This window comes from Amycolatopsis tucumanensis, assembly GCF_021654135.1.
GTDB classification, from domain to species: Bacteria; Actinomycetota; Actinomycetes; order Mycobacteriales; family Pseudonocardiaceae; genus Amycolatopsis_E; species Amycolatopsis_E tucumanensis.
This window is the reverse complement of sequence record NZ_JAKGSD010000019.1, coordinates 85,216-111,885: the sequence shown is the minus strand read 5'-3', so window position 1 is coordinate 111,885 and position 26,670 is coordinate 85,216. Positions and strand designations below refer to the sequence as shown.

Here is a 26,670-nt window from a genome sequence, read left to right as displayed (position 1 = left end):
CGCCCACGTCGGCCCAGCCCACGTCGGCCCAGCCCACGTCGGCCCAGCCCACGTCGGCCCAGCCCACGTCGCCCCGGCCTGGGTCGGCCGGGTCCGCGTCGGTGCAGACTGCCTCGGCCCAGACCCAGCCTGTGTCGGCCCAGCCTGAATCTGCTCAGCAGGCGTCGCCCGAGCCCACCTCGGCGCAGCCTCAGGCCGGTGAGCCCGCCGCGGAGCAGGCGAAGCCCTCCCGCGCCCGGACCCGCCGCGTCGCCCGCAGGCCCGCGGCGCCCCCGGAGCCCGTCCAGGCCGCCGGCGAGCCGCAGGCCCCCACCGTCCCGGCCGGCCCCGTGGCCGGCGGACCGGCGCCCACCCTGGAAACCTCCAGCCCGGAAGCCACCGGGCAGGAGGAGGCGTCGCCCGAGGTCAGCGTGCCCACCCCGGCCACCAGGACGGCCCGCCGGCGCCCGCGCCGCGCGGCCTCCCGCCCGGCCGGGCCCCCGGTGCACGCGTCGGACCAGAGCTGATCCACCTACGTGAGCCCCGGTGTCAACCGGCACCGGGGCGTCACGTAACCTGTAAGACGGCCCGTCCCCGGACGGGCTATGGCGCGATCACCGGACCGCACACAGCGGGACGTGGCGCAAGCCCTCACCCATTGTCGAGTTAGCAGGAGACTTCCGTGTCGGCGTACGCGATCGTCAAGACCGGCGGCAAGCAGTACAAGGTGGCCGTCGGCGACGTCGTCGAGGTCGAGAAGCTCGAGGGCAAGCCGGGCACCGAGCACTCTTTCCCCGCCGTGCTGTACGTCGACGGCAGCGATGTCACGGCGGATGCCGAAGCACTCGCGAAGATCTCGGTCACCGGCAAGGTCGTCGAGCAGACCAAGGGTCCCAAGATCCGCATCCACAAGTTCAAGAACAAGACCGGCTACCACAAGCGGCAGGGTCACCGTCAGAAGCTGACCCGCGTCGAGGTCACCGGAATCACGAAGTAAGGAGCTGCAGGAGCCATGGCACACAAGAAGGGTGCGTCCAGCTCCCGCAACGGGCGCGACTCCAACCCCCAGTACCTCGGCGTCAAGCGCTACGGCGGTCAGCTCGTGAACGCCGGTGAGATCCTGGTCCGCCAGCGCGGCACCAAGTTCCACCCCGGCCTGAACGTCGGCCGTGGCGGCGACGACACGCTGTTCGCCCTCGCGGCGGGCACCGTCGAGTTCGGCGCGAAGCGTGGCCGCAAGACGGTCAACATCGTCCCGGCCGAGGCCTGAGGGTCCGGCTAGACAACCCAGCACCTTCAGCGAGGGGCGGGCCCGGAACAGATCCGGTCCCGCCCCTTGTTGCTGAAGATGGCTGATATCCCTCCGAAGAAACGAGAAGAGGCTTCACGATGGCGTCCCGGTTCGTTGACCGCGCGGTGATCCACGTCGCCGCGGGCGACGGCGGGCACGGCTGTGCCTCGATCCACCGCGAGAAGTTCAAGCCGCTCGGCGGCCCCGACGGGGGCAACGGCGGCAACGGCGGCGACGTGCGACTCGTCGTCGACCCGAACGTGCACACGCTGCTCGACTTCCACTTCCACCCGCACGCCAAGGCCACCAACGGCCGCCAGGGCCAGGGCAGCCACCGCGCGGGCGCGGCAGGCGAGACCCTGGAACTCAAGGTGCCCGACGGCACCGTCGTGATGTCCGAGGACGGCGAGGTCCTGGCGGACCTGGTCGGTCCGGGCACGACGTTCGTCGCCGCCCAGGGCGGGCGCGGCGGCCTCGGCAACGCGGCGCTGGCGTCCAAGGCCCGCAAGGCGCCCGGGTTCGCCCTGCTCGGCGAGCCCGGCGAGGAGCGCAGCCTCGTCCTGGAGCTGCGTTCGGTCGCCGACGCCGGCCTGCTCGGCTTCCCGTCGGCCGGCAAGTCGTCGCTGATCTCGGTGCTGTCCGCGGCCAAGCCGAAGATCGCCGACTACCCGTTCACGACGCTGGTGCCGAACCTCGGCGTGGTGAACGCGGGCGACACCGTGTTCACGATGGCCGACGTGCCCGGCCTGCTCCCCGGCGCGAGCGAGGGCAAGGGCCTCGGCCTGGACTTCCTGCGCCACATCGAGCGCTGCGCGGTGCTCGTGCACGTCGTCGACTGCGCCACCTACGACCCGGGCCGTGACCCGGTGTCCGACGTGGACGCCCTCGAGGCCGAGCTGGCCCGCTACACCCCGGCGCTGGGCGGCGAGCTGGACTCCCGCCCGCGGGTCGTGGTGCTCAACAAGATCGACGTGCCGGACGCGGCCGAGCTGGCCGAGATGGTGCGTGGCGAGTTCGAGGCGCGTGGCCTGCCGGTGTTCGAGGTTTCCACGGTGACCCGCCAGGGCCTGCGTGAGCTGACCTTCGCGCTTGCCAAGGAGGTCGAAAAGTACCGGGCGGCGCAGCCGGAGGCGGAGCCGACGCGGATCGTGCTGCGGCCGGTGGCGGTCGACGACTCGGGCTTCACCATCGAGGAGGACCCGGAGGAGCCGGGCGGCTTCATCGTGCGGGGCGCGCGTCCCGAGCGGTGGATCCGGCAGACCGACTTCGGCAACGACGAGGCCGTGGGTTACCTCGCGGACCGGCTCAACCGGCTGGGTGTCGAGGACGCGCTGGCCAAGCGCGGCGCCGAGCCGGGATGTCCAGTGACGATCGGCAACATCACCTTCGAGTGGGAGCCCTCCACGCCGGGCGTGGCGGCGCACATGACGGGCCGGGGCACCGACGTGCGGCTGGAGCAGAACAACCGCGTGTCGGCCGCCGAGCGCAAGGAAGCCCGGCGCATCCGCCGTGACGGGCCGGACCAGCCCGAGGACGAGGACTCGACAGCACGATGAGCGTGGCCCGCAAAGCCGTCGCGGCGGCGGAACGGCTGGTCGTCAAGGTCGGCTCGTCGGCGCTGACCACCGCTGGTGACGGGCTCGACGTGACGCGGCTGAACGCGCTGGTCGACGCCATCGCGGCGCGGATCGCGCAGGGCAGCCAGATCGTGCTGGTGTCCTCGGGTGCGATCGGCGCCGGGCTGGCGCCGCTCGCGCTCGGCAAGCGGCCGCGGGACCTCGCGACCCAGCAGGCCGCGGCGAGTGTCGGCCAGTTGCAGCTCGCGCACGCTTACGCCGAGTCGTTCGGCCGGTACGCGCTGACGGTGGGCCAGGTGCTGCTCACGTCCGACGACGTGGTGCGCCGCGCGCACTACCGCAACGCGCAGCGGACGTTCTCGCGCCTGCTGGCGCTGGGCGCGGTGCCGGTGGTCAACGAGAACGACACGGTGGCCACCGAGGAGATCAAGTTCGGCGACAACGACCGCCTGGCGGCGCTGGTGGCGCACCTGATCGGCGCGGACGCCCTGGTGCTGTTGTCCGATGTGGACGGTCTGTACGACGGGGATCCGCGATCGGGTTCGACGCGGCGCATCGCCGAGGTGACCGGCCCGGCGGATCTGGAGGGCATCGCCGTCGGCATGTCCAGCTCGGGGCTCGGTACGGGCGGGATGGTGTCCAAGCTGGCCGCCGCGCGCACGGCCGCGTCGGCGGGGATCCCGGTACTGCTGGCCGCGGCGTCCGATGCTTCGCGGGCGTTGTCCACGGCCGAGGTCGGGACCGCTTTCCGAGCGGCCGACAGCCGGCTGTCCGCGCGCCGGTTCTGGCTCGGCTACGCGGCGGGGACGCGGGGGCGCCTGCACCTCGACGACGGTGCGGTGGCCGCGGTCGTGCGCCGGCGTCGGTCGTTGCTGGCCGCGGGGATCACCGGTGTGGACGGTGATTTCGAGGCGGGTGACGTGGTGGAGCTGGTCGACCCGGCGCAGCGTGTGGTGGCGCGTGGTGTGGTGGCGTTCGACGCGGGGGAGTTGCCCGAGCTGATCGGCCGGTCCAGCCACGAGCTGCCGGAGGAGCAGCGCCGGGAGGTCGTGCACGCCGACGATCTGGTGCCGTTCCGCCGTTAACGCAGTTCCGTGCCCTTCGTTTCGGGGAGGGTGAGCAGCACGAGGAATGCGATCACCGCGCCCGCCGCGACGTACCAGAAGAACAGGATCGACGCCCCGGCGGCGGAGAGCGCGCTGATGACCAGCGGCGCGGTGCCGCCGAACACGGCGACAGTGAGGTTGTACCAGGCGCCGATGCCGAGGCCGCGCAGTTCGGTGGGGAACAGTTCGCTCATGATCGCGGGCGCGAGGCTGGACAGGGCGGCGTAGAGCCCGAGGCCGACGCAGAAGACGACGAGCAGGTTGCCGAGGCCGGGTTTGACCAGTGTGGACAGCGGCACGATGAGGATCGCGGTGGCCGCGGACCAGGCGAACAGCTGGGGTTTGCGCCCGATGCGGTCGGAGAGCGCGCCGTAGGGGTACTGGAGCGCGACGAACAGCGCGGTGCCGATGGACAGCGCGAGGAAGACGTCGACGTCGTTGGCGTGGCGGGTCTTCACCGCGAACGGAGTGAGGGCGCTGAAGAACGTGTAGTAGCACAGCGTCGAGAGCATCGTGATGCCGACGAGCTGGCCGACGGCCTTGGGGTGTTCGCGCAGGGTGGTCAGCAGGGGGCGGCGGACGCGTTGCGCGCGGCCCTTGTTCTGCTCGAACTGTTCGGTCTCGGAGAGGCTGCGGCGCAGCCACAGCCCGACGATGCCGAGGACGCCGCCGAGCAGGAACGGGATGCGCCAGCCGTAGGAGCTCATGGCGGCCTTGTCCATGGTGCGGGCGAGGACGAACCCGAGCACGGACGCGAGCAGCACCGCGGAGCCGGTGGAGATGTAGAAGAAGGACGAGTAGCGCCCACGCCACTTCGGCGGGGCGATCTCACCGAGGTAGGCGGAGGCGTTGGACACTTCGCCCCCGAGAGAAAGCCCCTGCGCGATGCGCGCGAGGAGCAGCAGGATTGGTGCGAGCCAGCCGACCTGCTGGAAGGTGGGCAGGATCGCGATGACGATGGAGCCGCCCGCCATGAGCGTGATGGTGAGAATCATGGCCGGCTTGCGGCCGCGCACGTCGGCGAACCGGCCGAGCAGCAGGCCGCCGAGGGGCCGGAAGAAGAAGGCGAGCGCGTAGGTGGCGAACGTGTTGATCTGGGCGAGCAGATCGTTGCCCGCGGGGAAGAACGCGGTGGCGAAGTAGATGCTGAACGTCGCGTAGATCGTCCAGTCGAACCACTCCAGCGCGTTGCCGACGCTGGCCGCGAACAACTTCCGGACGGGCAGCCGGTGCCGGACTTCTGTGCCCACCTTCGACTCGACCATGGCGCACCTCCACGTTCACCCGATGGGGTCGGACAATGCCACACCTCGGCCGGGACCGAAAGATTCTTTTCTGCCGGAAACGTGCTGACCTGTGCTTTTCTCCCCGGGGCGGGTCAAAGTGACACCCACGTGGCCGATGCACCCCACACCGCCGCGCCCCACGCGCGGCCCCCCGGCGGCCCCCGCCAGGCCGAGCCCCGCCGCTTGCCGTGCTGGCCGCTCGGCCCATGGCCGTCGCGCGAGTTGCGCCGTCTGCCCCGCAGGCTGCTTGGCCCGCGAGGCCTCGGGGCGGGCTTTGCCGCGTGCCGTGCAGGCGGTCCGGCCAGCGAGGCCCGGGCGAGCCCCGCCGCTTGCCCCGGACGCCGCTCGGCCCGCGAGGCCTGGCGGCGAGCTTGTCGCTTGGCCGGCAGGCCGTCCGGCTCGCAGGGCGACTGGGCCAACCGTGCGACGGGCGAGTCTTGCCGCTTGCCCTGTAGGGCCGTCCTGCCCGAAGTGCTGCCGAGCGAGCCGTACCGCCTCGCCAGCCGGGGGCGCCCGGTGGGCCGAGCCGCCAAGCGAGCCGTGCGCCCGGGCGAGCCGTCCCTCCGCACGGGCGGTGCCGCCGAGCCGGTGTGCCGCCGAGCGGTGTGCCGCCGGGCGAGCCGCGCCGGGGCGAGCCGGGCACCCCGGCGAGCCGTGCCTCCGCACGGGCCGTGCCGCCGGGCCGGTCGTGCCGCCGGGCGAGGCAGGTTGTCGGGGCAACTGGTCTGGCCAGCCAGCACCGGTGGCGTGCACCGTGCGGCCCCGGCCCGGCCAACGCAACCGCCTGTGAGGCTGTGGTTGGGCGACGTGCCGTGCTCAGCTCGTTGTCGGGTAGACGTTGGCGGTCAATCGGTTGCGAAGCCGCCTTGGCCCCGAAGGCTGGGCGTCTCGATCAAGAGTCCCCCGTCAATCCCCTCCCTTCAGTTCGTGCTCGCCAGTGCGAACGGCAGCACCGCAGGCGCCCCGCCCTGCCGTAGGAGCCGGGTGGCCAGCGTCATGCTCCAGCCGGTGTCCACGAGATCGTCCACAAGCAACACGGGACCATCCACCCCGGACAATTCCGCGGCCAGTGCACTCGGCACCGCAAGCGTTTGCCACAGGTCCGCGACCCGCTGCGCGCTGTTCGCCCGGCGTGGACGCCCGCCCCGGCTCTCCAGTGCGCCGAGGAAACGCAGTCGTCCGATCTGCGCCAGTCGGCTCGCCAGGTCGTGTACCAGGCGCGGCCGGGTCGCGGAGGGCATCGCCACCACGGCCACCGGCCTCTGCTCCCACCGCCAGGACGCCAGAACCTGAACGCAGGCCTGGAAAATGCGGTCCGGCACCTCGCCGTCGGCGGCCCGCTCGCCGACCAGCTCGCGCAACGGCCCGCCCCATCCGACGTCCGTCAGCCGTCCGAGTGTGCGTCCCGGCTCGGCCAGCTCGCCCTTCCCGATCCGCCCGGACAGCGGCACGTCGAGCGATGCCATGCCCGTCGGCCACTGGCGACGCGGGCTCACCTCGACCCCGGGCCGCCGGAGCCGCTCGTCGGTCTTTTCGACCGCCTCCGCCGAAACGGTGACGTCCCGATGCTCGCCCGTGCAGTTGTCACACCGGCCGCACGGCTCGGCGTATGGGTCGTCGAGCTGACGGCGCAGGAACTCCATCCGGCACGAAGTGGTGGCCTGGTACTCCAGCATCGCCTGCTGTTCCGCCCGCCGCGCTTCGGCGACACGCTCGTACCGTTCGCGCTCGTAGTGCCAGTCCTGCCCCGTCGCCTCCCAGCCGCCCTTGACGCGCCGCACCGCGCCGTCCACGTCGAGCACCTTCAGCACCATCTCCAGCCGCGACCGGGACAGTTCGACCATCGGCTCGAGCGCCACCGTCGACAGTGGCCGGTCGGCGTAGGCGAGCGCGTTCAGCACCTGGTTGACGCGCTGCTCGTCCGGGAACGCGAGAGACGAGAAGTACCGCCAGATCTCGGCGTCCTCCGCGCCCGGCAGGAGGATCACCTCGGCCCGGCGCACGCCACGGCCGGCACGGCCGACCTGCTGGTAGTAGGCGATCGGCGAGGACGGCGCCCCGACGTGGACGACGAAACCGAGGTCGGGCTTGTCGAAGCCCATGCCCAGGGCGGACGTCGCCACGAGCGCCTTGACCCGGTTGGCGAGCAGGTCGTCCTCGGCAGCCTCGCGATCGGCCGGCTCGGTCTTACCCGTGTACGCCGTGACCGGGAACCCGCGCTCCCGCAACATCTCGGCGATGTCGTGCGCGGCGGCGACGGTGAGCGTGTAGATGATCCCGGACCCCGGCAGCTCGCCGAGCCGGTCCGCCAGCCACGCGAGCCGCGCCTGCGGGGTGGGCAGCTTCGCGACCGACAGGTGCAGGCTCTCCCGGTCGAGCGGGCCGCGCAGCACCAGGGTGTCACCGCCCTGACCGAGCCCGAGCTGTTCGGCGACGTCGGTGACCACCCGGTCGTTGGCGGTGGCCGTGGTCGCCAGCACGGGCACGTCCTCAGGCAGCCCCGCCAGCAGCGTGCGCAGGCGGCGGTAGTCCGGCCGGAAGTCGTGACCCCAGTCGGAGATGCAGTGGGCCTCGTCGACGACGAGCAGCCCGGCCGTGGTGGTCAGCTTGGGCAGCACCGTGTCGCGGAAGTCGGGGTTGTTCAGCCGCTCCGGGCTCACCAGGAGCACGTCGATCTCGCCGGCGGCGATGCGCGCCTGCACGTCGTCCCACTCCTGCTGGTTGGCCGAGTTCATCGTCGCCGCGTGGATGCCTGCCCGCCCGGCCGCCGCGATCTGGTTGCGCATCAACGCCAGCAGCGGCGAGATGATGACCGTCGGACCCGCTCCTCGCTCGCGGAGCAGGGCGGTGGCCAGGAAGTACACGGCCGACTTGCCCCAGCCGGTGCGCTGCACGACGAGGGCGCGCCGGTGGTGGGCGACCAGTGCCTCGATGGCTGTCCACTGGTCGTCGCGCAGGGTCGCGCCGTCCCCGGCCAGTGCCCGGAGCAGCGTTTCGGCGCGTTCGCGCAGGAGGTGAAGGTCCACGGATCAACGTCTACCCGAAGGCTGCGACGAAACCGAGCCGAGTACCGCACGAGTGGACCAGTCGTCGAGTAATGTGACGCAAGACACAGCGAATGTCCGCATCAGGACACCCGAACGGCCGAGTCTCCTAGCTGTCGGGGTTCACTTGCGGGTTCGCCGGCGCCTCCGGAGGTTCCCCTCGAACCCCCGGCGGAGCGAAGTGCGCGGGTGCTGTTACCGGGGAGCGGGGCAGTACCCGCGCACTCGCGCTTCTACGATCCGTTCATGTCACCACGCCGAATCGGGGTCATGGGCGGCACGTTCGACCCCGTCCACCACGGCCACCTCGTCGCGGCCAGTGAGGTGCAGTCCCGGTTCGACCTCGACGAAGTGATCTTCGTGCCGACCGGCCAGCCGTGGCAGAAGTCCGGCAGGCAGGTCACCAGGGCCGAGGACCGCTACCTCATGACCGTCATCGCCACCGCCTCCAACCCGGTCTTCTCGGTGAGCCGGGTGGACATCGACCGCGGCGGCGAGACCTACACCGTCGACACCCTGCGTGACCTCAAGGCCGAGTACCCCGAGGACGAGCTCTTCTTCATCACCGGCGCCGACGCGCTGGAACAGATCCTGACCTGGCACAACGCCGACGAGCTGTTCACCCTCGCGCACTTCATCGGCGTCACCAGGCCCGGGTACAAGCTCAACGACCACCACCTGCCCAGCGGCAAGGTGAGCCTGGTCGAGGTGACCGCGATGGCCATCTCCTCGACCGGCTGCCGCGAACGCGTCGAGCACGGCGAACCGATCTGGTACCTGGTGCCCGACGGCGTCGTCCGGTACATCGACAAGCGCGGGTTGTACCGCAAGCCTGCCTGACACGCCGCTGGGCCCGCGGACGGCGGCAGGTACCCTCGGTGGACCGACGGTCTCAGGATGAGGGAGCACAGGAGTGGCAGCGACGTCCCAGGCACGTGACATCGCGACCGTGGCGGCGCACGCCGCCGCGGACAAGAAGGCCACCGACGTGGTGGTGCTGGACGTCTCCGAGCAGCTCGTCATCACCGACGTGTTCGTCATCGCCTCGGCGCCCAACGAGCGCCAGGTGGGGGCCATCGTGGACAACGTCGAGGAGAAGCTGCGGGAGGCCGGGCACAAGCCGGTCCGCCGCGAGGGCGCGCGCGAGGGCCGCTGGGTCCTGCTCGACTTCGTCGACGTCGTGGTGCACGTCCAGCACGACGAGGAGCGCTCGTTCTACGGCATCGAGCGGCTGTGGAAGGACTGCCCCCGCATCGAGGTCGACGGGCTCGCCGAGGCCGTCGACGCCGGGGACGCCTCGTGAGTTTCCGGCGCCTCGTGCTGTGGCGTCACGGGGAGACCGACTACAACGCCGCCGGCCGCATGCAGGGCCACCTGGACTCGGCGCTCACCGAGGTGGGCTGGAACCAGGCCCGCTTCGCCGCGCCCGCGCTCGCCCGCTTCGAGCCCGACCTGGTCATCTCGTCCGACCTGCACCGGGCGATGGACACCGCGACCGTGCTCACCGAGGCGATCGGGGTGCCGCTGCGCATCGACAAGCGCCTGCGGGAGACCCACCTCGGCGAGTGGCAGGGGCTGACCGGCGCCGAGGTCGACGAGGGCTGGCCCGGCGACCGCGCCATCTGGCGCGTGGACGCCACCTGGGCGCCCCCGGGTGGCGAGTCCCGCGTCGAGGTCGCCGAGCGCGCCTCCGAGGTCGTCAGCGACCTGCTGGCCGGCGACGACCCGGGGGAGACCGTGCTGCTGGCCGCGCACGGCGGCCTGATCACGGCCCTCACCGGCAAGTTGCTGGCCCTGCCGGTCGAGGCGTGGCCGCAGCTCGGTGGGATCGGCAACTGCCACTGGGTCGAGCTGGGCCTGCGCGACGGCCGCTGGCGGCTGCACGCCTACAACGCCGGAATGCTCGGCTGAGATGCCGAGGCTGCTGGTCTTCGGGGACTCGCTGAGTTTCCAGGGCCCGGAGAGCCCCTGCGCGGCCGACGAGCCGCGACTGTGGCCGAACATCGCCGCCGCGGCTCTCGGCGGCAGCGCGGAGCTCGTGGCGTCCGCGGGCTGGACGGCGCGCGACGCGTGGTGGGCCATGATCGGCGACCCCCGGGTGTGGGCCGATTTGAAGCACGCCGACGTCGTGGTGCTGGCCGTGGGGAGCATGGACACGCTGCCGTCGCCGCTGCCGACCTACCTGCGCGGCGGCCTGCGGTACCTGCGGCCGTCCGGGCTCCGCCGCGCCGTCCGCAAGGCGTACCTGGCCGCCCAGCCGCGGCTGGCGGTCGCGATGCGCGGCCGTCCCCGGGTCTTGCCCGCGAAGCTGACCGTGCACTACCTCGACCGGGCGGTCTACGCGCTGCGCATCCTGCGGCCGGAGCTGCCGATCGTGGCCGTTCTGCCGAGCGTCCACCGCGCGTCGTCCTACGGCAACGTGCACACCGGCCGGGAGGAGACGGCGGCCGCCATCGCCGCCTGGTCGCGGCGGGTGGACGTGCCGTTGCTGAACCTGGCCGAGGTCGTGGGGGAGCACGTCCTGAGCGGTCGCGGCAACCCGGACGGCATGCACTGGGGCTGGGAGGGGCACGCGCTCGTGGGCAAGGCGATGGCCGCGCTGATCGGTCCGCTCCTGGCCCCCGGCGAATCGCCCGACGGCACGTAGGCTGACCGTCGTGCCGGTTGCCGTCATCACGGATTCCACCGCCCATCTGCCCGAGGGCTTCGCCGAGCGCCACGCCCTGCGCGTCGTCCCACTGCACGTCCTGATCGACGGGGTCGCCGCGCTCGACGGTGTCGAGGTGGGGGCTGCGGCGCTCGCCGAGGCGCTGGGGCAGCGCCGGATCGTGACCACCTCGCGCCCGACGCCCGGTGAGTTCGCCGCGGCCTTCCGCGAAGCGCTGGAGGCGGGCGCTGACTCGGTCGTGTCGATCCACCTGTCCAGCGAGATCTCCGGGACCTGGGAGTCCGCGGTGCTGGCCGCGCAGGAGGTCGGGCCGGACCTGGTGCGGGTCGTCGACTCGCGGGGAACCGCCATGGCGCTGGGGTTCGCGGCGTTGCACGCGGCTCGGGCGGCGTCGGCCGGTGCGTCGGCGGCCGAGGTGGAAGCGGCCGCGACGGCGGCGGTGCACTGCTCGGAGACCCTGTTCGTGGTCGAGACCTTGGAGTACCTGCGGCGGGGCGGCCGGATCGGCGCGGCGGCGGCGCTGCTGGGCACCGCGCTGGCCATGAAACCGGTGCTGCACCTGGACGACGGCCGGATCCAGCCGCTGGAGAAGGTGCGCACGATGAACCGCGCCACCGCGCGCCTGGTCGAGCTCGCGGAGGAGGCCGCGCGGGGAGAGCCGGTCGAGGTCGCGGTGCACCACCTCGCTTCGCCGCAGCGGGCGGTGGAACTGGCGAACCGCATCGAGGAGCGGCTGACCGTCGTCGAGGGTTGCGTGGTGTCGGAACTGGGTGCCGTGATCGGCGCGCACACCGGGCCGGGCGTCGTCGGCGTTGTCGTGCAACGGAACCCCGGCGGGCCTGGCAGCCGCTGAGCTTCCCGGGGACTCAGGAACCCTTTTCGCGCAAGCGCTTTGGGTCTTGCGTCCAAACCCTTCCACGTTGCCATACGCCACCGACAGAAAACCCTGGCACCGCGGCAGAACGCGCCACTTGTCCACAGACCCCCACTTGTCCACAGCCTCCGCGATTCCCACTTCTCCCTCCTCTCCGCGCCCCCTAGCGTCGAATGCGTGTTCGAACGATCAGCCCCGGAATCGCCGGGCATTCCCGTCAACCGCCGGCTCGAGCAGCTCGCCGGTCAGGCCCTCGCGGCCGACCGCGACACCGGGCCGCCGGGTGCCGTCGGGCGGCTGGTCGAGCGCTGGGTGCCCGAGTCGCTCACCGGCAGCCCTCAGCGGCGGCGCCTGACCACGGTGCTGCTGGCCCTGGTCGGCGTCCTGGTGCTCGTCGGGACGTCGATCGCGCTCCTCGGTGGTAGTCCGCCCGTCGAACGCGCGCCGGTGCTGCCCGCGGCGCCGGACCGGCCCGCGCCGGTCAGCGCATCGGCCAGCCGGGTCGCCGACAGTTCGCTGGTGATCAGCGTGGTCGGCAAGGTCCGGAACCCCGGGCTGGTCACGGTCCCCGGCGGTGCGCGGGTGGCGGACGCCCTCCGCGCGGCAGGCGGCGCGATCGAGGGCACCGACGTCACGGCGCTGAACCTCGCGCGCAAGCTGGCCGACGGCGAGCAGATCTACGTCGGCATCCCGCCGCCTGCCGGAGTGCAGCAGCCGGCCGAGAGCGGCGGCGCCCCCGCGCTCGTCGACCTGAACACGGCCAGCGCCGAGCAACTCGACGCCCTGCCGGGGATCGGCGAGGTCACTGCCCAGCGCATCATCGACTGGCGCACGAAGCACGGGTCGTTCCGGTCGGTCGACCAGCTGCGTGAGGTCGAGGGCATCGGCGAGACACGATTGTCCCGGCTGCGGGAGCAGGTGACGGTCTCGTGATCACGGAACCTGTTGTCCGGCATGACTTTCGCCTGGTGCCGGCCGCGTTGTCGCTGTGGCTCGGAGCGCTGCTCGGACTGTTGTGGACGTGGTGGCTGGCTCTGGCGTGCGGCGCCGCGGCGGTGCTGGTGTCCTTGGGGCTGCTGATCAAGCTGCGTCCGGCTCGGTCGCGCTGGTGGGCGGGCGCGGCGGCGCTGCTCGTGGCCGGTCTCCTGCTCGCCGGTCCGCTCGGCCTCCGGTTGAACCGGGCCGAGCACGACCCGCTCCACGGCCTCGCACAGCGGGGCACGGAGGTGACCCTGCGGGTGCTGGTGACGGAACGTCCGAAACCCGTGCGGTCGGCCGGATATGCAGATCAGCAGGCCGGGCCGAGGTCAGTGGTGATCGCGGCCGACGTCCTGCACGCGGAACGTCACGCTGAGCCGGTGGTCTCGACCGGACGGGTCGCGCTGCTCGCGCCGTTCGCGACGTGGAGCGAGATCATTCCGGGTCAGGAGGTCACCGCGAGCGGCGAGCTGGCTCCGCCGCGGGACGCTGACCTGACCGTGGCCGCGGTTCACGTTCGCGGGCCGCCCGTGGAAGCTACGGAGGCGCCCTGGTGGCAGCGCGCCGCGGAATCGATGCGTGAGGCGCTCCGCAACGCGTGCGCGGTCCTGCCCGAGGAGCAGGCCGGGCTGGTGCCGGGGCTCGTCGTGGGCGACACGAGCGGGCTGTCCGAACGGCTCGACCGCGAGTTCACCGACGCTGGCCTCACGCACCTGATGGCGGTCAGCGGGTCCAACGTCGCGATCGTGTGCGGCGCCGTGCTGCTGCTGTTGCGGCTCTTACGGGCAGGACCACGGTTGTCCGCGGCGCTGTCCGGGGCAGCGCTGGCCGGGTTCGTGGTCCTGGCGGGCGGGGAGCCGACCGTCCTGCGGGCCGGAGTCATGGGCGCGATTGCCCTGCTGGCGCTGGCGCTGGGGCGGGAACGCTCAGTCGTCCCCGCACTGGCCGCCGCGACTTGCGTCCTCGTGGCGTGGGACCCGGCGATGGCCGTCAGCTTCGGCTTCGTGTTGTCGGTGATCGCGACGGCCGGGCTGGTGCTCCTCGCGCCGCGGTGGGCGGAAAGCCTTCACCGGCGCGGCGTTCCGCCGGGCTTCGCCGAAGGGCTGGCGGTTCCGGCGGCGGCGTTCGTCGTGACAGCGCCTGTCGTGGCCGGCATGGCCGGGCAGCTCAGCCTGGTCAGCGTGGCGGCGAACGTGCTGGCCGCGCCCGTGGTCGCGCCGGCGACCGTATTCGGGGTGCTCGCGACGGTCGTCGCGACCGCGTGGCCTGCCGGAGGTGAGCTGATCGTCCGGCTGGCCGGGCCGGAGGCGGGCTGGTTGATTCTCGTGGCGCGGCGTGCGTCGGAGGTGCCCGGTGCGGTGCTGGCGTGGCCCAGCGGCTGGTGGGGCGGGTTTCTCGCGCTGGTGGTCGCCATCGCCGTGGTTCTGGCATTGCGCCGTCGGCGCTTGCGGGTGCTGCTGGCGCTCGTGCTGGCCGGGGTGCTGCTGCTCGTCGTTCCGGGCAAGGTGATTGCGCCCGGCTGGCCGCCACCGGGATGGGCGGTGGTCGCCTGTGACGTCGGTCAGGGCGACAGCCTCGTGCTGGCCACCGGTGAGCCCGGACGGGCGGTGGTGGTGGACGCCGGGCCCGAGCCGGGGCCGGCCGACCGGTGTCTGGACCGGCTGGGCATCGAGCGGGTGCCGCTGGTGGTGCTGAGCCACCTGCACGCCGACCACATCGGCGGACTCGACTCGGTGTTCGAGGGACGCTCGGTGGGGGCGATCGCGGTCGGGCCCGGGCGGCAGCCCGGCTGGGCGTGGCGGCAGGCCGGCCAGATCGCGGCCCGCCACCGGGTCCCGCTGCTCGAACTGGACCTGGGCCGGCGGCTCGAGTGGCCGGCGCTGAGCCTCGAAGTGCTGGGACCCAGATACGTGTCCGAAGGGGAGGACGACGACGGAACACAGATCAACAACAGCTCGGTGGTGCTACGAGCCCGCACACCGGCCGGCAGCGTGCTGCTGACCGGCGACGTCGAACTCGCCGCACAGGCCGACCTGCTGGCCGCGGGAACGGATCTGCACGCGGAGATCCTGAAGGTGCCGCACCACGGCAGCAGGTTCTCGCTGCCCCAGTTCCTGGCCGCGGTGTCCGCGCGGCTGGCGCTGGTGAGCGTCGGTTCGGGCAACCGTTACGGCCACCCGAACCGGACGACGCTCGACACCCTGACCGCGGACGGTGCGCTCATCGCCCGCACGGACACCGACGGCGACACCGCGGTGATCCCCGACCAGACCGGACCGGCGGTCGTTCGCCGGGGAAAGTGAAGTGGAACCTTGATCAGAGGCGCCGGGCCTGGCAGAGACCCGGGACCTGTCAGAGGCCCAGGGCCTTGTGCACGGCCGCCGCCGACGGCGGGACCGTCGCCTTCGGGCCGACCTCGTTCTCGATGGCGTCCAGGGTCTTCAGGCCGTCACCGGTGATGAGCAGGACGGTCTCGGCGTCCGGGTCGATCTTGCCCGCCTCGATGAGCTTCTTCGCCGTCGCGACGGTGACACCACCGGCGGTCTCGGTGAAGATGCCCTCGGTCCGGGCGAGCAGGCGGATGCCCTCGACGACCTCTTCGTCGGTCACGTCCTCGATCGCGCCGCCCGTGCGGCGAACCGTGTCGAGCACGTAGGGGCCGTCGGCCGGGTTGCCGATCGCGAGCGAGCGGGCGATGGTGTCCGGCTTGACCGGCTGCACCACGTCGTGGCCGTTGCGGAACGCCGCGGACACCGGCGAGCAGCCGGCGGCCTGCGCGCCGAACACCTTGTACGGGGTGTCGTCGACCAGGCCGAGCTTGGCGAACTCGCGGAAGCCCTTGTCCACCTTGGTCAGCTGGGAGCCCGAGGCGATCGGCACGACGATCTGCTCGGGGATCCGCCAGCCGAGCTGCTCGGCGACCTCGTAGGCGAGCGTCTTCGAGCCCTCGGAGTAGTAGGGGCGCACGTTGACGTTCACGAACGCCCAGTTCTCGTGCTCGGCGGCCAGCTCGGTGGCGAGGCGGTTGACGTCGTCGTAGTTGCCGTCGACAGCGATCAGGTTGCCGTCGTAGACCGCGGTGGTCAGCACCTTGGCGCGCTCGAGCGAGGAGGGGATCAGCACCACGGACTGCCAGCCGGCGCGGGCCGCGGCCGCGGCGACGGCGTTGGCCAGGTTGCCGGTGGAGGGGCAGGCCAGGGTGTCGAACCCGAACTCGCGAGCCGCGGCCAGCGCGACGGCGACGACGCGGTCCTTGAACGAGTGGGTGGGGTTGCCGGTGTCGTCCTTGACCCACAGGCTCTTCACACCGAGAGCCTTGGCGAGCCGGTCGGCCTTCACCAGCCTGGTACAGCCGGGCTCGGTGTTCGGGATCTCCTCGACGTTCGAGGGCACCGGCAGCAGCCGCTTGTAGCGCCAGATGTTGCGCGGGCCCGCCTCGATGTCCTCGCGGCGGACGCGACCGAAGTCGTAGGCGACCTCCAGCGGCGAGAAGTCCTCGGCGGAGACGAACTCCGGGGCGAGCGGCTGGCGGTGGCCCTCTTCCTTGGAGACCAGTTCCACGGCCGGGCCGAGGTCGACGGTGCGACGGGTGGTGGTCGAATCGAGGGCTGCAGTCATCGCGAGGTTCCTTTCCTCATCTGCCCCGCTGACGCGGGCCGGAATTGGCACCGTGATCGTCAGCTACCTCGCGGAATCGAGATGACAGGCTGACGCCGGTTGCCGGGGCTTCGTCGGGCCGTTCCCTCTGCCCCTCTGGATGAGCGGTATTCGGTTGTGGTGGCTGTCGCGCTCGCGCGATGCCTGGTTGACAACATACGGCACCACGCTCGGAGCACGCCATGCCCCTGCGGGTTTCATCACGCTCCGGAGCTGTCGGTGGTCCGTGGGAGGATCTGAACCGTGACCGCGCCGGCAACCACCTCCGCCCCCCTGCAGCTCGTGCTCGGCGAAGAGGAGCTGCTCGTCGAGCGCGCCGTCCGCGCCGCCCTGGAACAGGCACGCCGGGAGGACGCGACGGCCGAGCTGACGAAGGTCCGGGTGTCCGATCTCACGCCGCCCGGACTGGCCGAGCTGGTCAGCCCGTCGCTGTTCAGCGAGGGACGGGTCATCGTGCTGGAAGGCGCGCAGGACATCGGCCAGGAGCTGGCCGACGCGGTGCTCGCCTACGCGAAGATGCCTGCCGACGGCGTCGTCCTGGTCGTCGTGCACACCGGCGGCGGCCGCAGCAAGGCGGCCAAGTCGCTGCCCGCGGCGCTGCGCAAGGCCGGCGCCCAGGTGACCGAATGCCCGAAGATCACCCGGCCGGCCGATCGGGAGTCGTTCGTCCGCAACGAGGTGCGGCAGGCCGGCGGCAAGATCGACCCGGCCGGCGTGGCCGCGCTCATCGACGCCGTCGGATCCGACCTGCGGGAGCTGGCCGCGGCGGCGTCGCAGCTGGTGGCGGACTCGGGCGGGCGGGTCGACGAAGAAGCCGTGCGCCGCTACCACAGGGGCCGCGCGGACGTGACGGGCTTCGCGGTCGCGGAAAAGGCCGTCGCGGGCGAGCGCGGCGCGGCGCTCGAAGCGATGCGGTGGGCGCTCCAGATCGGCGTGGCGCACGTCCTGATCGCCGACGCCCTCGCGGACGCCGTCCGCACCATCGCCCGCGTGTCGGCGGCCGACCGCGGCAACCCGAACCAGATGGCCGGTGAGCTGGGCATGCCGCCGTGGAAGATCCGCAAGGCGCAGGGGCAGTCCCGCGGGTGGACGCAGGCCGGACTGGCCGACGCGATGGCCGTGGTGGCGCGGGTGAACGCCGAGGTCAAGGGCCAGGCCGCGGACCCGGCCTACGCGCTCGAACGGGCTGTCCTGGAACTCGCCGCCGCCCGCGACAAGCGCTGAGTTCAGCGCCGCGGTCGGGCCGCGGCCGTTCGGCTCCTGGAAGCGGGGCGCGGTGGGGTGGGGAAGGTTTCGGCGTTCGGGACGAGCGCTGAGTTCGGTGCGCGAGTCGGACTGCGGTTGCTTGGTGAGGGGTGGGGCGGGCTCATCATCGCTCGGAACGAGCGTGAGTTCGCTGACCGGCGGGTCCGGGTGAGGGGCTGGCGCCTGCTGCGCCAATGGCTGTCCGGGCGCCGGAGCCGAGCGCGTAGGGAATTGCGGCTTCAAGTCCCGTCCCTCGCGAACCCGTCAGCCCTGGACAGCAGAAGGGCGGGCACCCTGCTGGATGCCCGCCCCTCGGAAGATCAAGCTCAGAGCTGGTTGACGCGCTTGGCCATCGCCGACTTCTTGTTGGCGGCCTGGTTCGCGTGGATGACGCCCTTGCTGGCGGCCTTGTCCAGGGCGCGAGCGGCAGCCTGCTGCAGCTCGACGGCCTTGGCCTTGTCGCCCGCCTCGGCGGCCTCGCGGAACTTGCGGATCGCGGTCTTCACCGAGGACTTGACCGACTGGTTGCGCTGGCGCGCCTTCTCGTTGGTCTTGATGCGCTTGATCTGGGACTTGATGTTGGCCATGAAGGCGCTCCTTCGATCTGTCGGTGGCTTCGCTGCCGCGCTGTACCGGCCCCGGCGTGCGGGTTTCCTCCCTGGCGGAATGCCGCACGGCAACGACCGACAAGGTTAGCAGGGCGTTACGGTGGCACTCGCACTGGCTGGGGAGGCTGCAGGTGAACGGCACGGCGCTCGGGCTCGTCCTCGTCGCCGCCGTCGTGCACGCCGGGTGGAACCTCGCCGCCAAGCGGGTCGACGACGGGGCCCGGTTCGTCTTCCTCTACTACACCGTCTCGGCGGTGGTCTGCGCACCGGTCGCGGTCGTGGCCCTGGTGGTCGAGGGGCAGCATCCACAGTGGACCTGGCTGCCCGCGGCGCTGCTGACCGCGATCTTCCACATCGCCTACGGCATCGTGCTGCAGCGCGGCTACCGCGTCGGCGACCTGTCCGTCGTCTACCCGCTGGCGCGGGGGAGCGGGCCACTGCTGTCGGTGCTCGCGGCGGTCGTCCTGCTCGGCGAGCGGCCCGGGTGGCTCGGGCTCGCCGGCGCCCTGCTCGTCGTGACCGGGGTGCTGGTGATCGGGCTCGGCTCGCGCTCGGCGGCGGACGCCCGCGCCCGCCGGGCCGGGGTCTTCTACGGGCTGCTCACCGGCGTCACCATCGCGGCCTACACGCTCTGGGACGACCACGCCGTCAACGCCCTCGCCGTCCCGCCGCTGACCTACTTCGCCGCCGGTGCGGTGCTGCAGAGCCTGCTGCTCGCGCCCACGGCCGTGCGCGCGGACGGGCGGATCGGCGCGCTGTGGCGGGCGCACTGGCGGGAGGCGGTGGCCGTCGGGGTGCTGTCGCCGGTCGCCTACGTGCTCGTGCTCTACGCGATGCGCATGGCGCCGGTCAGCCTGGTCGCGCCCGCGCGTGAGGTGAGCATCGTGCTGGGCGGGATCGCGGCCTGGCTCGTGCTGCGCGAGCCGCACCCGGTGCGCCGCCTGGTCGGCTCGGTCGTCGTCCTGGCCGGAATTGCCGCGATTGCGGCTTCCTGACCAGGTGGGGTAGGCAGGAGGTATGGACGTCCTGAGCAGCCGGGTGCTGATCCACCCCCGCGACCCCGAGAAGACCACGGCGTTCTACCGGGACGTGCTCGGCCTGGCCATCTACCGCACGTTCCCCGGCGGGACCGTGTTCTTCACCGGCCAGGGCTACCTGGAGGTCGTCGGCCGCGGCGAGAAGGGCACCAGCCCGGACGTGGAGCTGTGGTTCCAGGTCCGCGACCTCAAAGCCACGCTGGACGAGCTGGCCGAACGCGGGGTCGTGCCGGACCGCGAGGCCCGCCGCGAGCCGTGGGGCCTGGACGAGGCGCGCATCTCCGACCCGGACGGGACGTCGATCGTGCTGGTGGAGATCCCGCCGGACCATCCACTGCGGACGGACATCCGCCCGCAGTGAGCCGCCACGCGCGGCCGGCGGCGGGCCTGCGATTGTTCCGGCGCGTTGGCGGATCCCGCGAAGCCGGGTTCGGGCTCGCGGCGCTGGTGGTGCCTGGAGGCTGAATCTTGGGGGCGCTGACCGCGGATTTCGCGGGGGGCTGGGTCTGGACTCGCGCCGCCAAGGGCGTGCGCGGCGCCGGTGACGGCGGATCTTGCGGGGCCGGTTTTGATTTTGGGGTAGCAGGGCGGCTCAGGCGGGGCGGTGGGCGCGGAACTGGGCGGCCAGCGGCGCGGTGACCCCCGGGGGTTGCCACACCCACGTCTGCAGGTCCGTGAAACCCGCCTCGACCAGTTCGGCCGCCAGCTCGTGCCGCGGCACGGGGAGCCACTTTTCGTGCGCCGAGAGGATCAGCCGCCCGCCCGGGCGCAGCACCCGCCGCAGCTCGTGGAAGCCCGCGGGGCGGTCGTCCCACAGTTGGACGTTGTTCACGCTCACCACCACGTCCACGGAGGCCTCGTCCAGGCCCGTCCGCTCGGCCGAACCGCGGGCCAGCCGGACCCGGCCCGCCGCGATCTCCGCCGCGCAGCGGGCCTGCGCCAGCTCCAGCATCTCCGGCGACGGGTCCACCCCGTGCGCCAGCGCCGCGCGCCGGCCGGCCAGGCGCAGGCCCACCCCGGGACCGGGGCCGACCACCAGGACCGTCTCCTCCCGGGTGAGCCTCGCCACGTCCACGACGTGCGATTCCGTCGCGCCGTTCGCGTGGGCCATCACGGCCCCGCCGATGCGGCCCAGCAGGCCGCGGGGGTGACCGAAGGCCCGGTCCAGGATCTGCTCGATGGTTGTGCTCATACCTCCAGGTCAGCACTCGCCACCGCTCACCGGCATCGGGGATGACCCGGAAATCGGGCATGGGAACATGGAGTCGTACCCCACGACGAGCCGAGGATCCGAGTGAGCACGTTCGCCGACCAGACCTTCACGCCGCCGGAGCAGATCCGGAACTTCTGCATCATCGCGCACATCGACCACGGCAAGTCCACCCTGGCCGACCGGATGCTGCAGCTCACCGGCGTGGTCGAGGAGCGGGCCATGCGCGCGCAGTACCTCGACCGGATGGACATCGAGCGCGAGCGGGGCATCACGATCAAGGCCCAGAACGTGCGCCTCCCGTGGCAGGTCGACGGCCGCGACCACGTCCTGCACCTCATCGACACCCCGGGCCACGTGGACTTCACCTACGAGGTCTCCCGGGCGCTGGAGGCGTGCGAGGGCGCGATCCTGCTGGTCGACGCGGCACAGGGCATCGAGGCGCAGACCCTGGCCAACCTGTACCTGGCGCTGGAGAAGGACCTGCACATCATCCCGGTCCTGAACAAGATCGACCTCCCCGCGGCCGACCCCGACAAGTACGCCGCCGAGCTGGCGCACATCATCGGCTGCGACCCGTCCGAGGTGCTGCGCGTCTCGGCGAAGACCGGCATGGGCGTGCCCGACCTCCTGGACGAGGTCGTCCGCCAGGTGCCGCCGCCGGTGGGCGACGCGGACGCCCCGGCCCGCGCCATGATCTTCGACTCGGTCTACGACACCTACCGCGGCGTGGTCACCTACATCCGCGTCGTGGACGGCAAGATCACCCCGCGCGAGCGGATCCGGATGATGTCCACCGGCGCCACTCACGAGCTGCTGGAAGTCGGCATCATCTCGCCGGAGCCCAAGCCCAGCGCGGGCCTCGGCGTCGGCGAGGTGGGTTACCTGATCACCGGCGTGAAGGACGTCCGCCAGTCCCGGGTCGGTGACACGGTCACCTCCGAGCGCAAGGGCGCCACCGAGCCGCTGGCCGGTTACCGCGACCCCAAGCCGATGGTGTTCTCCGGCCTCTACCCGGTGGACGGCTCGGACTACCCGGAGCTGCGGGAGGCGCTGGAAAAGCTGCAGCTCAACGACGCGGCGCTGACCTACGAGCCGGAGACGTCGGTCGCGCTCGGCTTCGGCTTCCGCTGCGGCTTCCTCGGCCTGCTGCACCTGGAGATCACCCGCGACCGGCTGGAGCGCGAGTTCGGCCTGGACCTGATCGCCACCGCGCCGAACGTGGAGTACCGCGTGGTGCAGGACGACGGCACCGAGGTGCACGTCACCAACCCGTCCGACTGGCCGACCGGCGTGAAGATCGCCGAGGTGCACGAGCCGCTGTCGAAGGTCACCGTGATCGCCCCGTCGGAGTTCATCGGCGCGATCATGGAGCTGTGCCAGAGCAAGCGCGGCAACCTGCTCGGCATGGACTACCTGTCGGAGGACCGCGTCGAGCTGCGCTACAACCTGCCGCTCGCCGAGATCATCTTCGACTTCTTCGACTCGTTGAAGTCCCGCACCCGCGGCTACGCCTCACTGGACTACGAGGAGGCCGGCACGCAGGTCGCCGACCTGGTGAAGGTCGACATCCTGCTGCAGGGCGAGCCGGTCGACGCGTTCTCCGCGATCGTGCACAAGGACGCCGCCTACGGCTACGGCAACAAGATGGCGGGCCGGCTGCGCGAGCTGATCCCGCGGCAGCAGTTCGAGGTGCCGATCCAGGCCGCGGTCGGGTCGCGGATCATCGCGCGCGAGACGATCCGCGCCATCCGCAAGGACGTGCTTTCCAAGTGCTACGGCGGTGACATCTCGCGGAAGCGGAAGCTGCTGGAGAAGCAGAAGGAAGGCAAGAAGCGGATGAAGAACATCGGCCGGGTCGAGGTTCCGCAGGAGGCCTTCGTCGCGGCGCTGTCCACCGACGAGCCCTCCGGCGACAAGGGCAAGAAGAAGTAGCGGCCGTCAGGCGGTGCCGGAGATCCGGGCCGCCTCGACGAACACTGCGCACCGCCGCTCCTCGGCCATCACGCGGTCGTAGGTGTCCCAGTCGTCGTGGGTGCCGCCGGCCGCGGTGAAGATGTCGCGCAGCAGCCGGGGCAGGCCGGCCGGGTCGAAGGCCTCGTCCGGGTGGTCCGGGCCGATCAGCCGCACCGGTCCCTGCACCGCCGCCCACGTCCAGCCGCGCCGGAACACCACGGTCGCGTTGCCCCGCGCGCGCAGCAGGTCCAGCTTCTTCGCGTGGCCGACCGCCACGAACGCGACGGACGGGCGGCCGGACACCGGGTCGTCGAGGACCCCGGCGTTGACCACCGAAGCGTGCACCGAGCCGTCCGCCCGCGCGACCGCCACCGTGGCCAGGCCGGTTTCCTGGGCGGCGAGCGAGCGGACGGCGTCGAGGTTCGTCATGGGGCCAAGCTAGCGCCGGGAGCGCCGCCGGAACAACGCGCCCGCGACCGGCACCGCGACCAGCGTGATCCCGCCCCACCACAGCAGCGCGAGCCAAGCCGAGTTCCCGACCGGCCCGCCGAGCAGCAGCGCCCGCACGCTGTCGACCACCGGGGTGACGGGCTGGATCTCCACGAACGCGCGCAGCCCGTCCGGCATCGTGCTCGGCGGCACGAACGCGCTGCTCAGGTACGGCACGAACACCAGGATCATGCCCAGCCCGGCGGCGCTCTCCGTGCCGCCGGCGACCAGCCCGAGGATCGCCGCGATCCACGAGATCGCCACCGTGAACACCAGCAGGATGCCGAGCGCGGCCAGCCACCCGCCGACAGCCGCGGTGGGGGAGAAGCCGATGAGCAGGCCGACGCCGATCATGATCGCGAGCGACAGCGCGTTCCGGACGATCGCCCCGGCGATGTGCCCGGTGAGCACCGCGACGCTCGACATCGGCATCGAGCGGAACCGTTCCACCACACCGCGTTCGAGGTCGTCCGCGACACCGACGGTGGTGGAGGTCGAGTTGAACGTGACGCTGATGGCGATGATCCCGGCGAGCACGTAGTCGATGTAGGCCGTGCCGCCCGTGTTGATCGCGCCGCCGAACACGTAGCGGAACATCAGCATGATCGCGACGGGCAGGAAGATCGCCGTCATCGCCTGGTCGGGGGAGCGCAGGATGTGCCGCACCGACCGTCCGATGAGGACGGCCGAGTTGTTCGCGTTCCAGTACAGGGTGCTCATCGTGCCGCTCCGATCGTCGTCGAGCCGGTCAGGGACAGGAAGACGTCGTCGAGCGACGGGCGGGTCAGCGCGAGGTCGGCCACCTCCGCGCCGGCCTGGTCGAGGCGCTCCAGGACCTCGCGGACGTCACGGGCGCCGTCGACGGGCACGTTCAGCACCAGGCCCTCCCCGGCGTGCGCCTCGCCGAGCACCAGCCGGGCCACCTCGAACGCCTCCGCGGTGGCGAAGGTCAGGTCGAGGCGCTCGCTGCCGACGCGCTGCTTGAGCGACGCCGGGGTGCCCTCGGCCACGACCCGCCCGCCGTCGATCACCGCGACCCGGTCGGCCAGCTCGTCGGCCTCCTCCAGGTACTGGGTGGTGAGCAGGACCGTCACGCCACCGGCCAGCAGGTCGCGCACGGTCTCCCAGACACCGGCGCGGCTGCGCGGGTCCAGCCCGGTGGTGGGCTCGTCGAGGAACAGCACCGGCGGCGCGGTGATCATGCTGATCGCCAGGTCGAGGCGCCGTTCCATGCCGCCGGAGTAGGTCTTCACCGGCCGTCCGGCGGCCTCGGCCAGGTCGAACTTCTCCAGCAGTTCGCTCGCCCGGCGGCGGGCCGCGGCGGCGCCGAGCCGGAACAGGCGGCCCATCATCACCAGGTTCTCGTAGCCGGTCAGCAGGCGGTCGACCCCGGTCTGCTGACCGGTCACCCCGATGATCCGCCGCACGTCCCGCGCCTGCCGCACCACGTCGAACCCGCCGACCCGCACCGAACCCGCGTCCGGCGCGAGCAGGGTCGTCAGGATGCGGACGGTGGTGCTCTTGCCCGCGCCGTTGGGCCCGAGCAGGGACACGACGCTGCCGCGCTCGACGGTGAGGTCGACACCACCGAGCACCTCTCTGCCCCCGAAGGCCTTGCGCAGGCCGCTGACCTCGATCATCACTCTCTCCCCTGGAACTGTGTATGGCGTAGACTGCTTTGTGTAAGTGATACACAGTTCTAGGATGGCCGTCAAGGACGAAAGGACGGCGATGACGGCGGAACGCACGCGAACCCTCGAACTCCTGTGGGGCGGGGGCGAACGGCCCACCCGGGGGCCGAAGCCCGCGCTGAGCGTGGACAAGATCGTCCGCGCGGCGATCGAACTCGCCGACGCCGAAGGCATCGAGGCGGTGTCCATGCAGCGGGTCGCGGCGGCGGTCGGCAAGACGACGATGTCGCTGTACCGGTACGTGTCGGGCAAGGACCAGCTGATCGAGCTGATGGTCGACTACGCGGCGGAGGAGGAACCGCCGAAGCCGGCGGGCGAGGACTGGCGCGCCGAGGTCGCGGTGTGGGTGCGCGCGGTGTGGGAGTTCCACCTGCGGCACCCGTGGATGCTGCGGATCCGGTTGAGCGGCCCGCCGTCGGGGCCCCGGCAGCTGGCCTGGATGGAAGCCGGGATGCGGGCGATTTCCGGGCTGGGCCTGACCGGCGCCGAGATGATCTGGGCGATGACCTTCCTGGACGGCGCGGTGCGTGAGCTCGCGCGGATCTCGCTGGACATGGCGGAGGCGCAGCGCGAGGCGGGCATCACCGGGCAGGAGGCGGACGCGGACTTCGCCGCCGGGCTGCGGAAGTACCTGGATCCGGAGCGGTTCCCGATGCTGGCCGCCACGATCGCCGAGGGCACGTTCGACCCGGACGCGGAGGACGCCGGGATCCTGCCGGACCTGGAGTTCGGCGTGCAGCGCCTGCTGGACGGTCTCGAGGCGTACGCGCGGCGCCGGAAACCCTAGGGTGGGGAGCATGTTCGAAGAGCTGCGTGTCCCCGTTCTCGTGGCGCCGATGGCAGGCGGGCCCACGACACCCGAACTCGTCGCCGCCGTTGCCGAGGCCGGGGGATCCGGTTTCCTCGCCGCCGGGTACCTGAGCGCGGAGGCGCTCGGCGAGCGAATCGCGAAGACGCGGGAGCTGACGAGCAGGCCGTTCGGGGTCAACCTGTTCGTGCCGGGGCGGGAGTCCGATGTGGATCTGTCGCCCTACGTGCGGCGGCTCGAGGAGGAGGCCCGGCACTACGAGGCCGAGCCGGGCGACCCGCGCTGGGAGGACGACGACTACCCGGCGAAGGTCGAGCTCGTGGCGGCGCAGCGGATTCCGTTCGTGTCGTTCACGTTCGGGCTGCCGTCCACAACGGACGTGGCGCGGCTGCACGAGGCCGGTTCGCAGGTGATCGTGACCGTCACCACCCCGGAGGAGGCCGTGCGAGCGGTCGAGGCCGGCGCGGACGCCCTGTGCGTGCAGGGCTTCGAGGCGGGCGCGCACCGCGGCTTGTTCGTCGACGATCCGGAGCACCCGGCCGGGGGCGAGGTGTACGGGCTGCTGGCGTTGCTGCGGTTGATCGGATCCGCCGTGGACCTGCCGCTGATCGCGGCGGGCGGGATCGTGCACGGCGCGGACGTCGCCGCAGTGCTGGCCGCCGGCGCGGACGCGGCGCAACTGGGCACCGCGTTCCTGCGCGCCGACGAGGCCGGGACGCAGCTCGCGCACCGCAAGGCGCTGGCCGAGGGCGGGCGGGTCACGGCCATCACGCGGGCCTTCAGCGGCCGCCCGGCGCGCGGGCTGGTGAACCGGTTCCTGACCGAGCACTCGCCGTACGCGCCCTCGGCGTACCCGCAGGTGCACCACCTGACCAAGCCGGTGCGGGCGGCCGCGCACGCCGCCGGCGACCCGGAGGGCGTGAACCTGTGGGGCGGGCAGACGTACTCGGTGGCGCCGGAGGGCCCCGCGGTGGAGATCGTGGCGCGCCTGAAGGCCGAAGCGAAGGCGGCGCAGGAGCGGGTGACCCGGCGACTGGGGTAGGTGCGCGGCGCCCGGGCGGGATGGGCTAGGATTTCGGCACACCGGGCGATTAGCTCAGGGGGAGAGCGCTTCGTTCACACCGAAGAGGTCACTGGTTCGATCCCAGTATCGCCCACCCGGACGG

The 26,670-nt window shown here is 72.1% G+C and carries 25 protein-coding genes, 1 tRNA gene, 1 pseudogene and 1 riboswitch; of the genes and pseudogenes, 19 read left to right on the top strand and 8 right to left on the bottom strand.

Annotation, left to right across the window (positions count from 1 at the left end; all coding sequences use genetic code 11):
• The 5 genes and pseudogenes from L2C96_RS20305 to proB form a co-directional block, all read left to right on the top strand.
• A pseudogene (locus L2C96_RS20305) lies at positions 1 to 506 on the top strand (ribonuclease E/G); the annotation flags it as partial.
• 155 nt (positions 507 to 661) lie between these two features.
• Complete coding sequence (gene rplU / locus L2C96_RS20300) at positions 662 to 976, top strand: 50S ribosomal protein L21 (RefSeq protein ID WP_017987730.1); 315 nt, start codon at positions 662 to 664, stop codon at positions 974 to 976.
• Positions 977 to 991: 15 nt separating this feature from the next.
• Positions 992 to 1,249, top strand: coding sequence for a 50S ribosomal protein L27 (rpmA, locus tag L2C96_RS20295; protein ID WP_017987731.1), 258 nt, complete (start codon positions 992 to 994; stop codon positions 1,247 to 1,249).
• A 119-nt stretch (positions 1,250 to 1,368) separates the two neighbouring features.
• A complete protein-coding gene (obgE, locus tag L2C96_RS20290; RefSeq protein WP_237337354.1) occupies positions 1,369 to 2,826 on the top strand; it encodes a GTPase ObgE in 1,458 nt (485 codons plus the stop codon).
• The gene (proB, locus tag L2C96_RS20285) at positions 2,823 to 3,932 is read left to right on the top strand and encodes a glutamate 5-kinase (RefSeq protein WP_237337353.1); all 1,110 of its coding nucleotides are present in this window, start codon (positions 2,823 to 2,825) and stop codon (positions 3,930 to 3,932) included. Before obgE ends, proB begins: the two co-directional genes overlap by 4 nt.
• On the opposite strand, the gene L2C96_RS20280 is transcribed toward proB, so the two are convergent.
• The gene (locus L2C96_RS20280; protein WP_237337352.1) at positions 3,929 to 5,218 is read right to left on the bottom strand and encodes an MFS transporter; all 1,290 of its coding nucleotides are present in this window, start codon (positions 5,216 to 5,218) and stop codon (positions 3,929 to 3,931) included. The genes proB and L2C96_RS20280 overlap by 4 nt on opposite strands.
• Positions 5,219 to 6,159: 941 nt before the next feature.
• The gene (locus L2C96_RS20275; protein WP_237337351.1) at positions 6,160 to 8,265 is read right to left on the bottom strand and encodes a RecQ family ATP-dependent DNA helicase; all 2,106 of its coding nucleotides are present in this window, start codon (positions 8,263 to 8,265) and stop codon (positions 6,160 to 6,162) included.
• Positions 8,266 to 8,529: 264 nt separating this feature from the next.
• Between L2C96_RS20275 and nadD the strand changes: the two genes are divergently transcribed.
• From nadD to L2C96_RS20240, 7 genes are all read left to right on the top strand, one after another.
• On the top strand, positions 8,530 to 9,123 hold the full coding sequence (gene nadD, locus L2C96_RS20270; RefSeq protein WP_081617688.1) for a nicotinate-nucleotide adenylyltransferase: 594 nt from the start codon (positions 8,530 to 8,532) through the stop codon (positions 9,121 to 9,123).
• A gap of 73 nt (positions 9,124 to 9,196) precedes the next feature.
• Positions 9,197 to 9,586 carry a ribosome silencing factor gene (rsfS, locus tag L2C96_RS20265; RefSeq protein WP_020420803.1) on the top strand — a complete coding sequence of 130 codons (390 nt, stop codon included), beginning with the start codon at positions 9,197 to 9,199 and terminating at the stop codon, positions 9,584 to 9,586.
• Positions 9,583 to 10,194 carry a histidine phosphatase family protein gene (locus tag L2C96_RS20260; RefSeq protein ID WP_020420804.1) on the top strand — a complete coding sequence of 204 codons (612 nt, stop codon included), beginning with the start codon at positions 9,583 to 9,585 and terminating at the stop codon, positions 10,192 to 10,194. The genes rsfS and L2C96_RS20260 overlap by 4 nt, the downstream gene beginning before the upstream one ends.
• 1 nt (position 10,195) lies before the next feature.
• A complete protein-coding gene (gene octT / locus L2C96_RS20255) occupies positions 10,196 to 10,930 on the top strand; it encodes a diglucosylglycerate octanoyltransferase (protein ID WP_237337350.1) in 735 nt (244 codons plus the stop codon).
• A gap of 10 nt (positions 10,931 to 10,940) precedes the next feature.
• Positions 10,941 to 11,804 (top strand): DegV family protein, encoded by an 864-nt coding sequence (locus L2C96_RS20250; RefSeq protein ID WP_020420806.1) that lies wholly within the window; start codon positions 10,941 to 10,943, stop codon positions 11,802 to 11,804.
• A 198-nt stretch (positions 11,805 to 12,002) separates the two neighbouring features.
• Positions 12,003 to 12,758, top strand: a complete 756-nt coding sequence (locus L2C96_RS20245; RefSeq protein ID WP_237337349.1) for a ComEA family DNA-binding protein — start codon at positions 12,003 to 12,005, stop codon at positions 12,756 to 12,758.
• A gap of 35 nt (positions 12,759 to 12,793) precedes the next feature.
• Positions 12,794 to 15,106 carry a ComEC/Rec2 family competence protein gene (locus L2C96_RS20240; RefSeq protein WP_237337348.1) on the top strand — a complete coding sequence of 771 codons (2,313 nt, stop codon included), beginning with the start codon at positions 12,794 to 12,796 and terminating at the stop codon, positions 15,104 to 15,106.
• Between the two features lie 49 nt (positions 15,107 to 15,155).
• On the opposite strand, the gene thrC is transcribed toward L2C96_RS20240, so the two are convergent.
• Entirely contained in the window at positions 15,156 to 16,421 is a 1,266-nt protein-coding gene (gene thrC, locus L2C96_RS20235; protein WP_020420809.1) for a threonine synthase, read from the bottom strand.
• A gap of 13 nt (positions 16,422 to 16,434) precedes the next feature.
• Positions 16,435 to 16,567: riboswitch (SAM riboswitch) on the bottom strand.
• Between the two features lie 136 nt (positions 16,568 to 16,703).
• Between thrC and holA the strand changes: the two genes are divergently transcribed.
• Positions 16,704 to 17,684, top strand: coding sequence for a DNA polymerase III subunit delta (gene holA, locus L2C96_RS20230; RefSeq protein ID WP_237337347.1), 981 nt, complete (start codon positions 16,704 to 16,706; stop codon positions 17,682 to 17,684).
• A gap of 347 nt (positions 17,685 to 18,031) precedes the next feature.
• Here holA and rpsT read toward each other — a convergent pair whose 3' ends face one another.
• Positions 18,032 to 18,292 (bottom strand): 30S ribosomal protein S20, encoded by a 261-nt coding sequence (gene rpsT / locus L2C96_RS20225; RefSeq protein WP_020420811.1) that lies wholly within the window; start codon positions 18,290 to 18,292, stop codon positions 18,032 to 18,034.
• 152 nt (positions 18,293 to 18,444) lie between these two features.
• Here rpsT and L2C96_RS20220 point away from each other — a divergent pair, with 152 nt between their 5' ends.
• Together L2C96_RS20220 and L2C96_RS20215 are read left to right on the top strand one after the other, a co-directional pair.
• Entirely contained in the window at positions 18,445 to 19,308 is an 864-nt protein-coding gene (locus L2C96_RS20220) for an EamA family transporter (protein ID WP_020420812.1), read from the top strand.
• 22 nt (positions 19,309 to 19,330) lie between these two features.
• Entirely contained in the window at positions 19,331 to 19,711 is a 381-nt protein-coding gene (locus L2C96_RS20215) for a VOC family protein (protein WP_020420813.1), read from the top strand.
• A 231-nt stretch (positions 19,712 to 19,942) separates the two neighbouring features.
• Here the strand turns inward: L2C96_RS20215 and L2C96_RS20210 are convergent, their stop codons facing one another.
• Positions 19,943 to 20,542 carry a class I SAM-dependent methyltransferase gene (locus L2C96_RS20210; RefSeq protein WP_237337346.1) on the bottom strand — a complete coding sequence of 200 codons (600 nt, stop codon included), beginning with the start codon at positions 20,540 to 20,542 and terminating at the stop codon, positions 19,943 to 19,945.
• A 102-nt stretch (positions 20,543 to 20,644) separates the two neighbouring features.
• Between L2C96_RS20210 and lepA the strand changes: the two genes are divergently transcribed.
• Positions 20,645 to 22,495: a translation elongation factor 4 gene (gene lepA / locus L2C96_RS20205; RefSeq protein ID WP_020420815.1), complete on the top strand. Its 1,851-nt coding sequence runs from the start codon at positions 20,645 to 20,647 to the stop codon at positions 22,493 to 22,495.
• Between the two features lie 6 nt (positions 22,496 to 22,501).
• Here lepA and L2C96_RS20200 read toward each other — a convergent pair whose 3' ends face one another.
• Genes L2C96_RS20200 through L2C96_RS20190 form a run of 3 tightly spaced genes read right to left on the bottom strand, consistent with a single transcriptional unit; the run spans position 22,502 to position 24,645 of the window.
• Positions 22,502 to 22,945: a pyridoxamine 5'-phosphate oxidase family protein gene (locus L2C96_RS20200; RefSeq protein WP_020420816.1), complete on the bottom strand. Its 444-nt coding sequence runs from the start codon at positions 22,943 to 22,945 to the stop codon at positions 22,502 to 22,504.
• Between the two features lie 9 nt (positions 22,946 to 22,954).
• Complete coding sequence (locus L2C96_RS20195; protein ID WP_237337345.1) at positions 22,955 to 23,725, bottom strand: ABC transporter permease; 771 nt, start codon at positions 23,723 to 23,725, stop codon at positions 22,955 to 22,957.
• Positions 23,722 to 24,645, bottom strand: a complete 924-nt coding sequence (locus tag L2C96_RS20190; protein WP_237337344.1) for an ATP-binding cassette domain-containing protein — start codon at positions 24,643 to 24,645, stop codon at positions 23,722 to 23,724. The genes L2C96_RS20195 and L2C96_RS20190 overlap by 4 nt, the downstream gene beginning before the upstream one ends.
• 64 nt (positions 24,646 to 24,709) lie before the next feature.
• Here L2C96_RS20190 and L2C96_RS20185 point away from each other — a divergent pair, with 64 nt between their 5' ends.
• From L2C96_RS20185 to L2C96_RS20175, 3 genes are all read left to right on the top strand, one after another.
• Positions 24,710 to 25,483: a TetR/AcrR family transcriptional regulator gene (locus L2C96_RS20185; RefSeq protein WP_020420819.1), complete on the top strand. Its 774-nt coding sequence runs from the start codon at positions 24,710 to 24,712 to the stop codon at positions 25,481 to 25,483.
• A gap of 10 nt (positions 25,484 to 25,493) precedes the next feature.
• Positions 25,494 to 26,546 carry a nitronate monooxygenase gene (locus L2C96_RS20180; protein WP_237337343.1) on the top strand — a complete coding sequence of 351 codons (1,053 nt, stop codon included), beginning with the start codon at positions 25,494 to 25,496 and terminating at the stop codon, positions 26,544 to 26,546.
• A 43-nt stretch (positions 26,547 to 26,589) separates the two neighbouring features.
• A tRNA-Val gene (locus tag L2C96_RS20175) sits at positions 26,590 to 26,661 on the top strand.
• Positions 26,662 to 26,670 lie beyond the last annotated feature (9 nt).

What these genes read in the sequence shown, in the direction of transcription:
- rpmA (WP_017987731.1), top strand. Translation starts at nt 992, where the DNA reads ATGGCACACAAGAAGGGTGCGTCCAGCTCCCGCAACGGGCGCGACTCC.
- obgE (WP_237337354.1), top strand. Translation starts at nt 1,369, where the DNA reads ATGGCGTCCCGGTTCGTTGACCGCGCGGTGATCCACGTCGCCGCGGGC.
- proB (WP_237337353.1), top strand. Translation starts at nt 2,823, where the DNA reads ATGAGCGTGGCCCGCAAAGCCGTCGCGGCGGCGGAACGGCTGGTCGTC.
- L2C96_RS20280 (WP_237337352.1), bottom strand. Translation starts at nt 5,218, where the DNA reads ATGGTCGAGTCGAAGGTGGGCACAGAAGTCCGGCACCGGCTGCCCGTC.
- nadD (WP_081617688.1), top strand. Translation starts at nt 8,530, where the DNA reads ATGTCACCACGCCGAATCGGGGTCATGGGCGGCACGTTCGACCCCGTC.
- octT (WP_237337350.1), top strand. Translation starts at nt 10,196, where the DNA reads ATGCCGAGGCTGCTGGTCTTCGGGGACTCGCTGAGTTTCCAGGGCCCG.
- thrC (WP_020420809.1), bottom strand. Translation starts at nt 16,421, where the DNA reads ATGACTGCAGCCCTCGATTCGACCACCACCCGTCGCACCGTCGACCTC.
- rpsT (WP_020420811.1), bottom strand. Translation starts at nt 18,292, where the DNA reads ATGGCCAACATCAAGTCCCAGATCAAGCGCATCAAGACCAACGAGAAG.
- L2C96_RS20215 (WP_020420813.1), top strand. Translation starts at nt 19,331, where the DNA reads ATGGACGTCCTGAGCAGCCGGGTGCTGATCCACCCCCGCGACCCCGAG.
- L2C96_RS20210 (WP_237337346.1), bottom strand. Translation starts at nt 20,542, where the DNA reads ATGAGCACAACCATCGAGCAGATCCTGGACCGGGCCTTCGGTCACCCC.
- L2C96_RS20200 (WP_020420816.1), bottom strand. Translation starts at nt 22,945, where the DNA reads ATGACGAACCTCGACGCCGTCCGCTCGCTCGCCGCCCAGGAAACCGGC.
- L2C96_RS20195 (WP_237337345.1), bottom strand. Translation starts at nt 23,725, where the DNA reads ATGAGCACCCTGTACTGGAACGCGAACAACTCGGCCGTCCTCATCGGA.
- L2C96_RS20190 (WP_237337344.1), bottom strand. Translation starts at nt 24,645, where the DNA reads ATGATCGAGGTCAGCGGCCTGCGCAAGGCCTTCGGGGGCAGAGAGGTG.
- L2C96_RS20185 (WP_020420819.1), top strand. Translation starts at nt 24,710, where the DNA reads ATGGCCGTCAAGGACGAAAGGACGGCGATGACGGCGGAACGCACGCGA.
- L2C96_RS20180 (WP_237337343.1), top strand. Translation starts at nt 25,494, where the DNA reads ATGTTCGAAGAGCTGCGTGTCCCCGTTCTCGTGGCGCCGATGGCAGGC.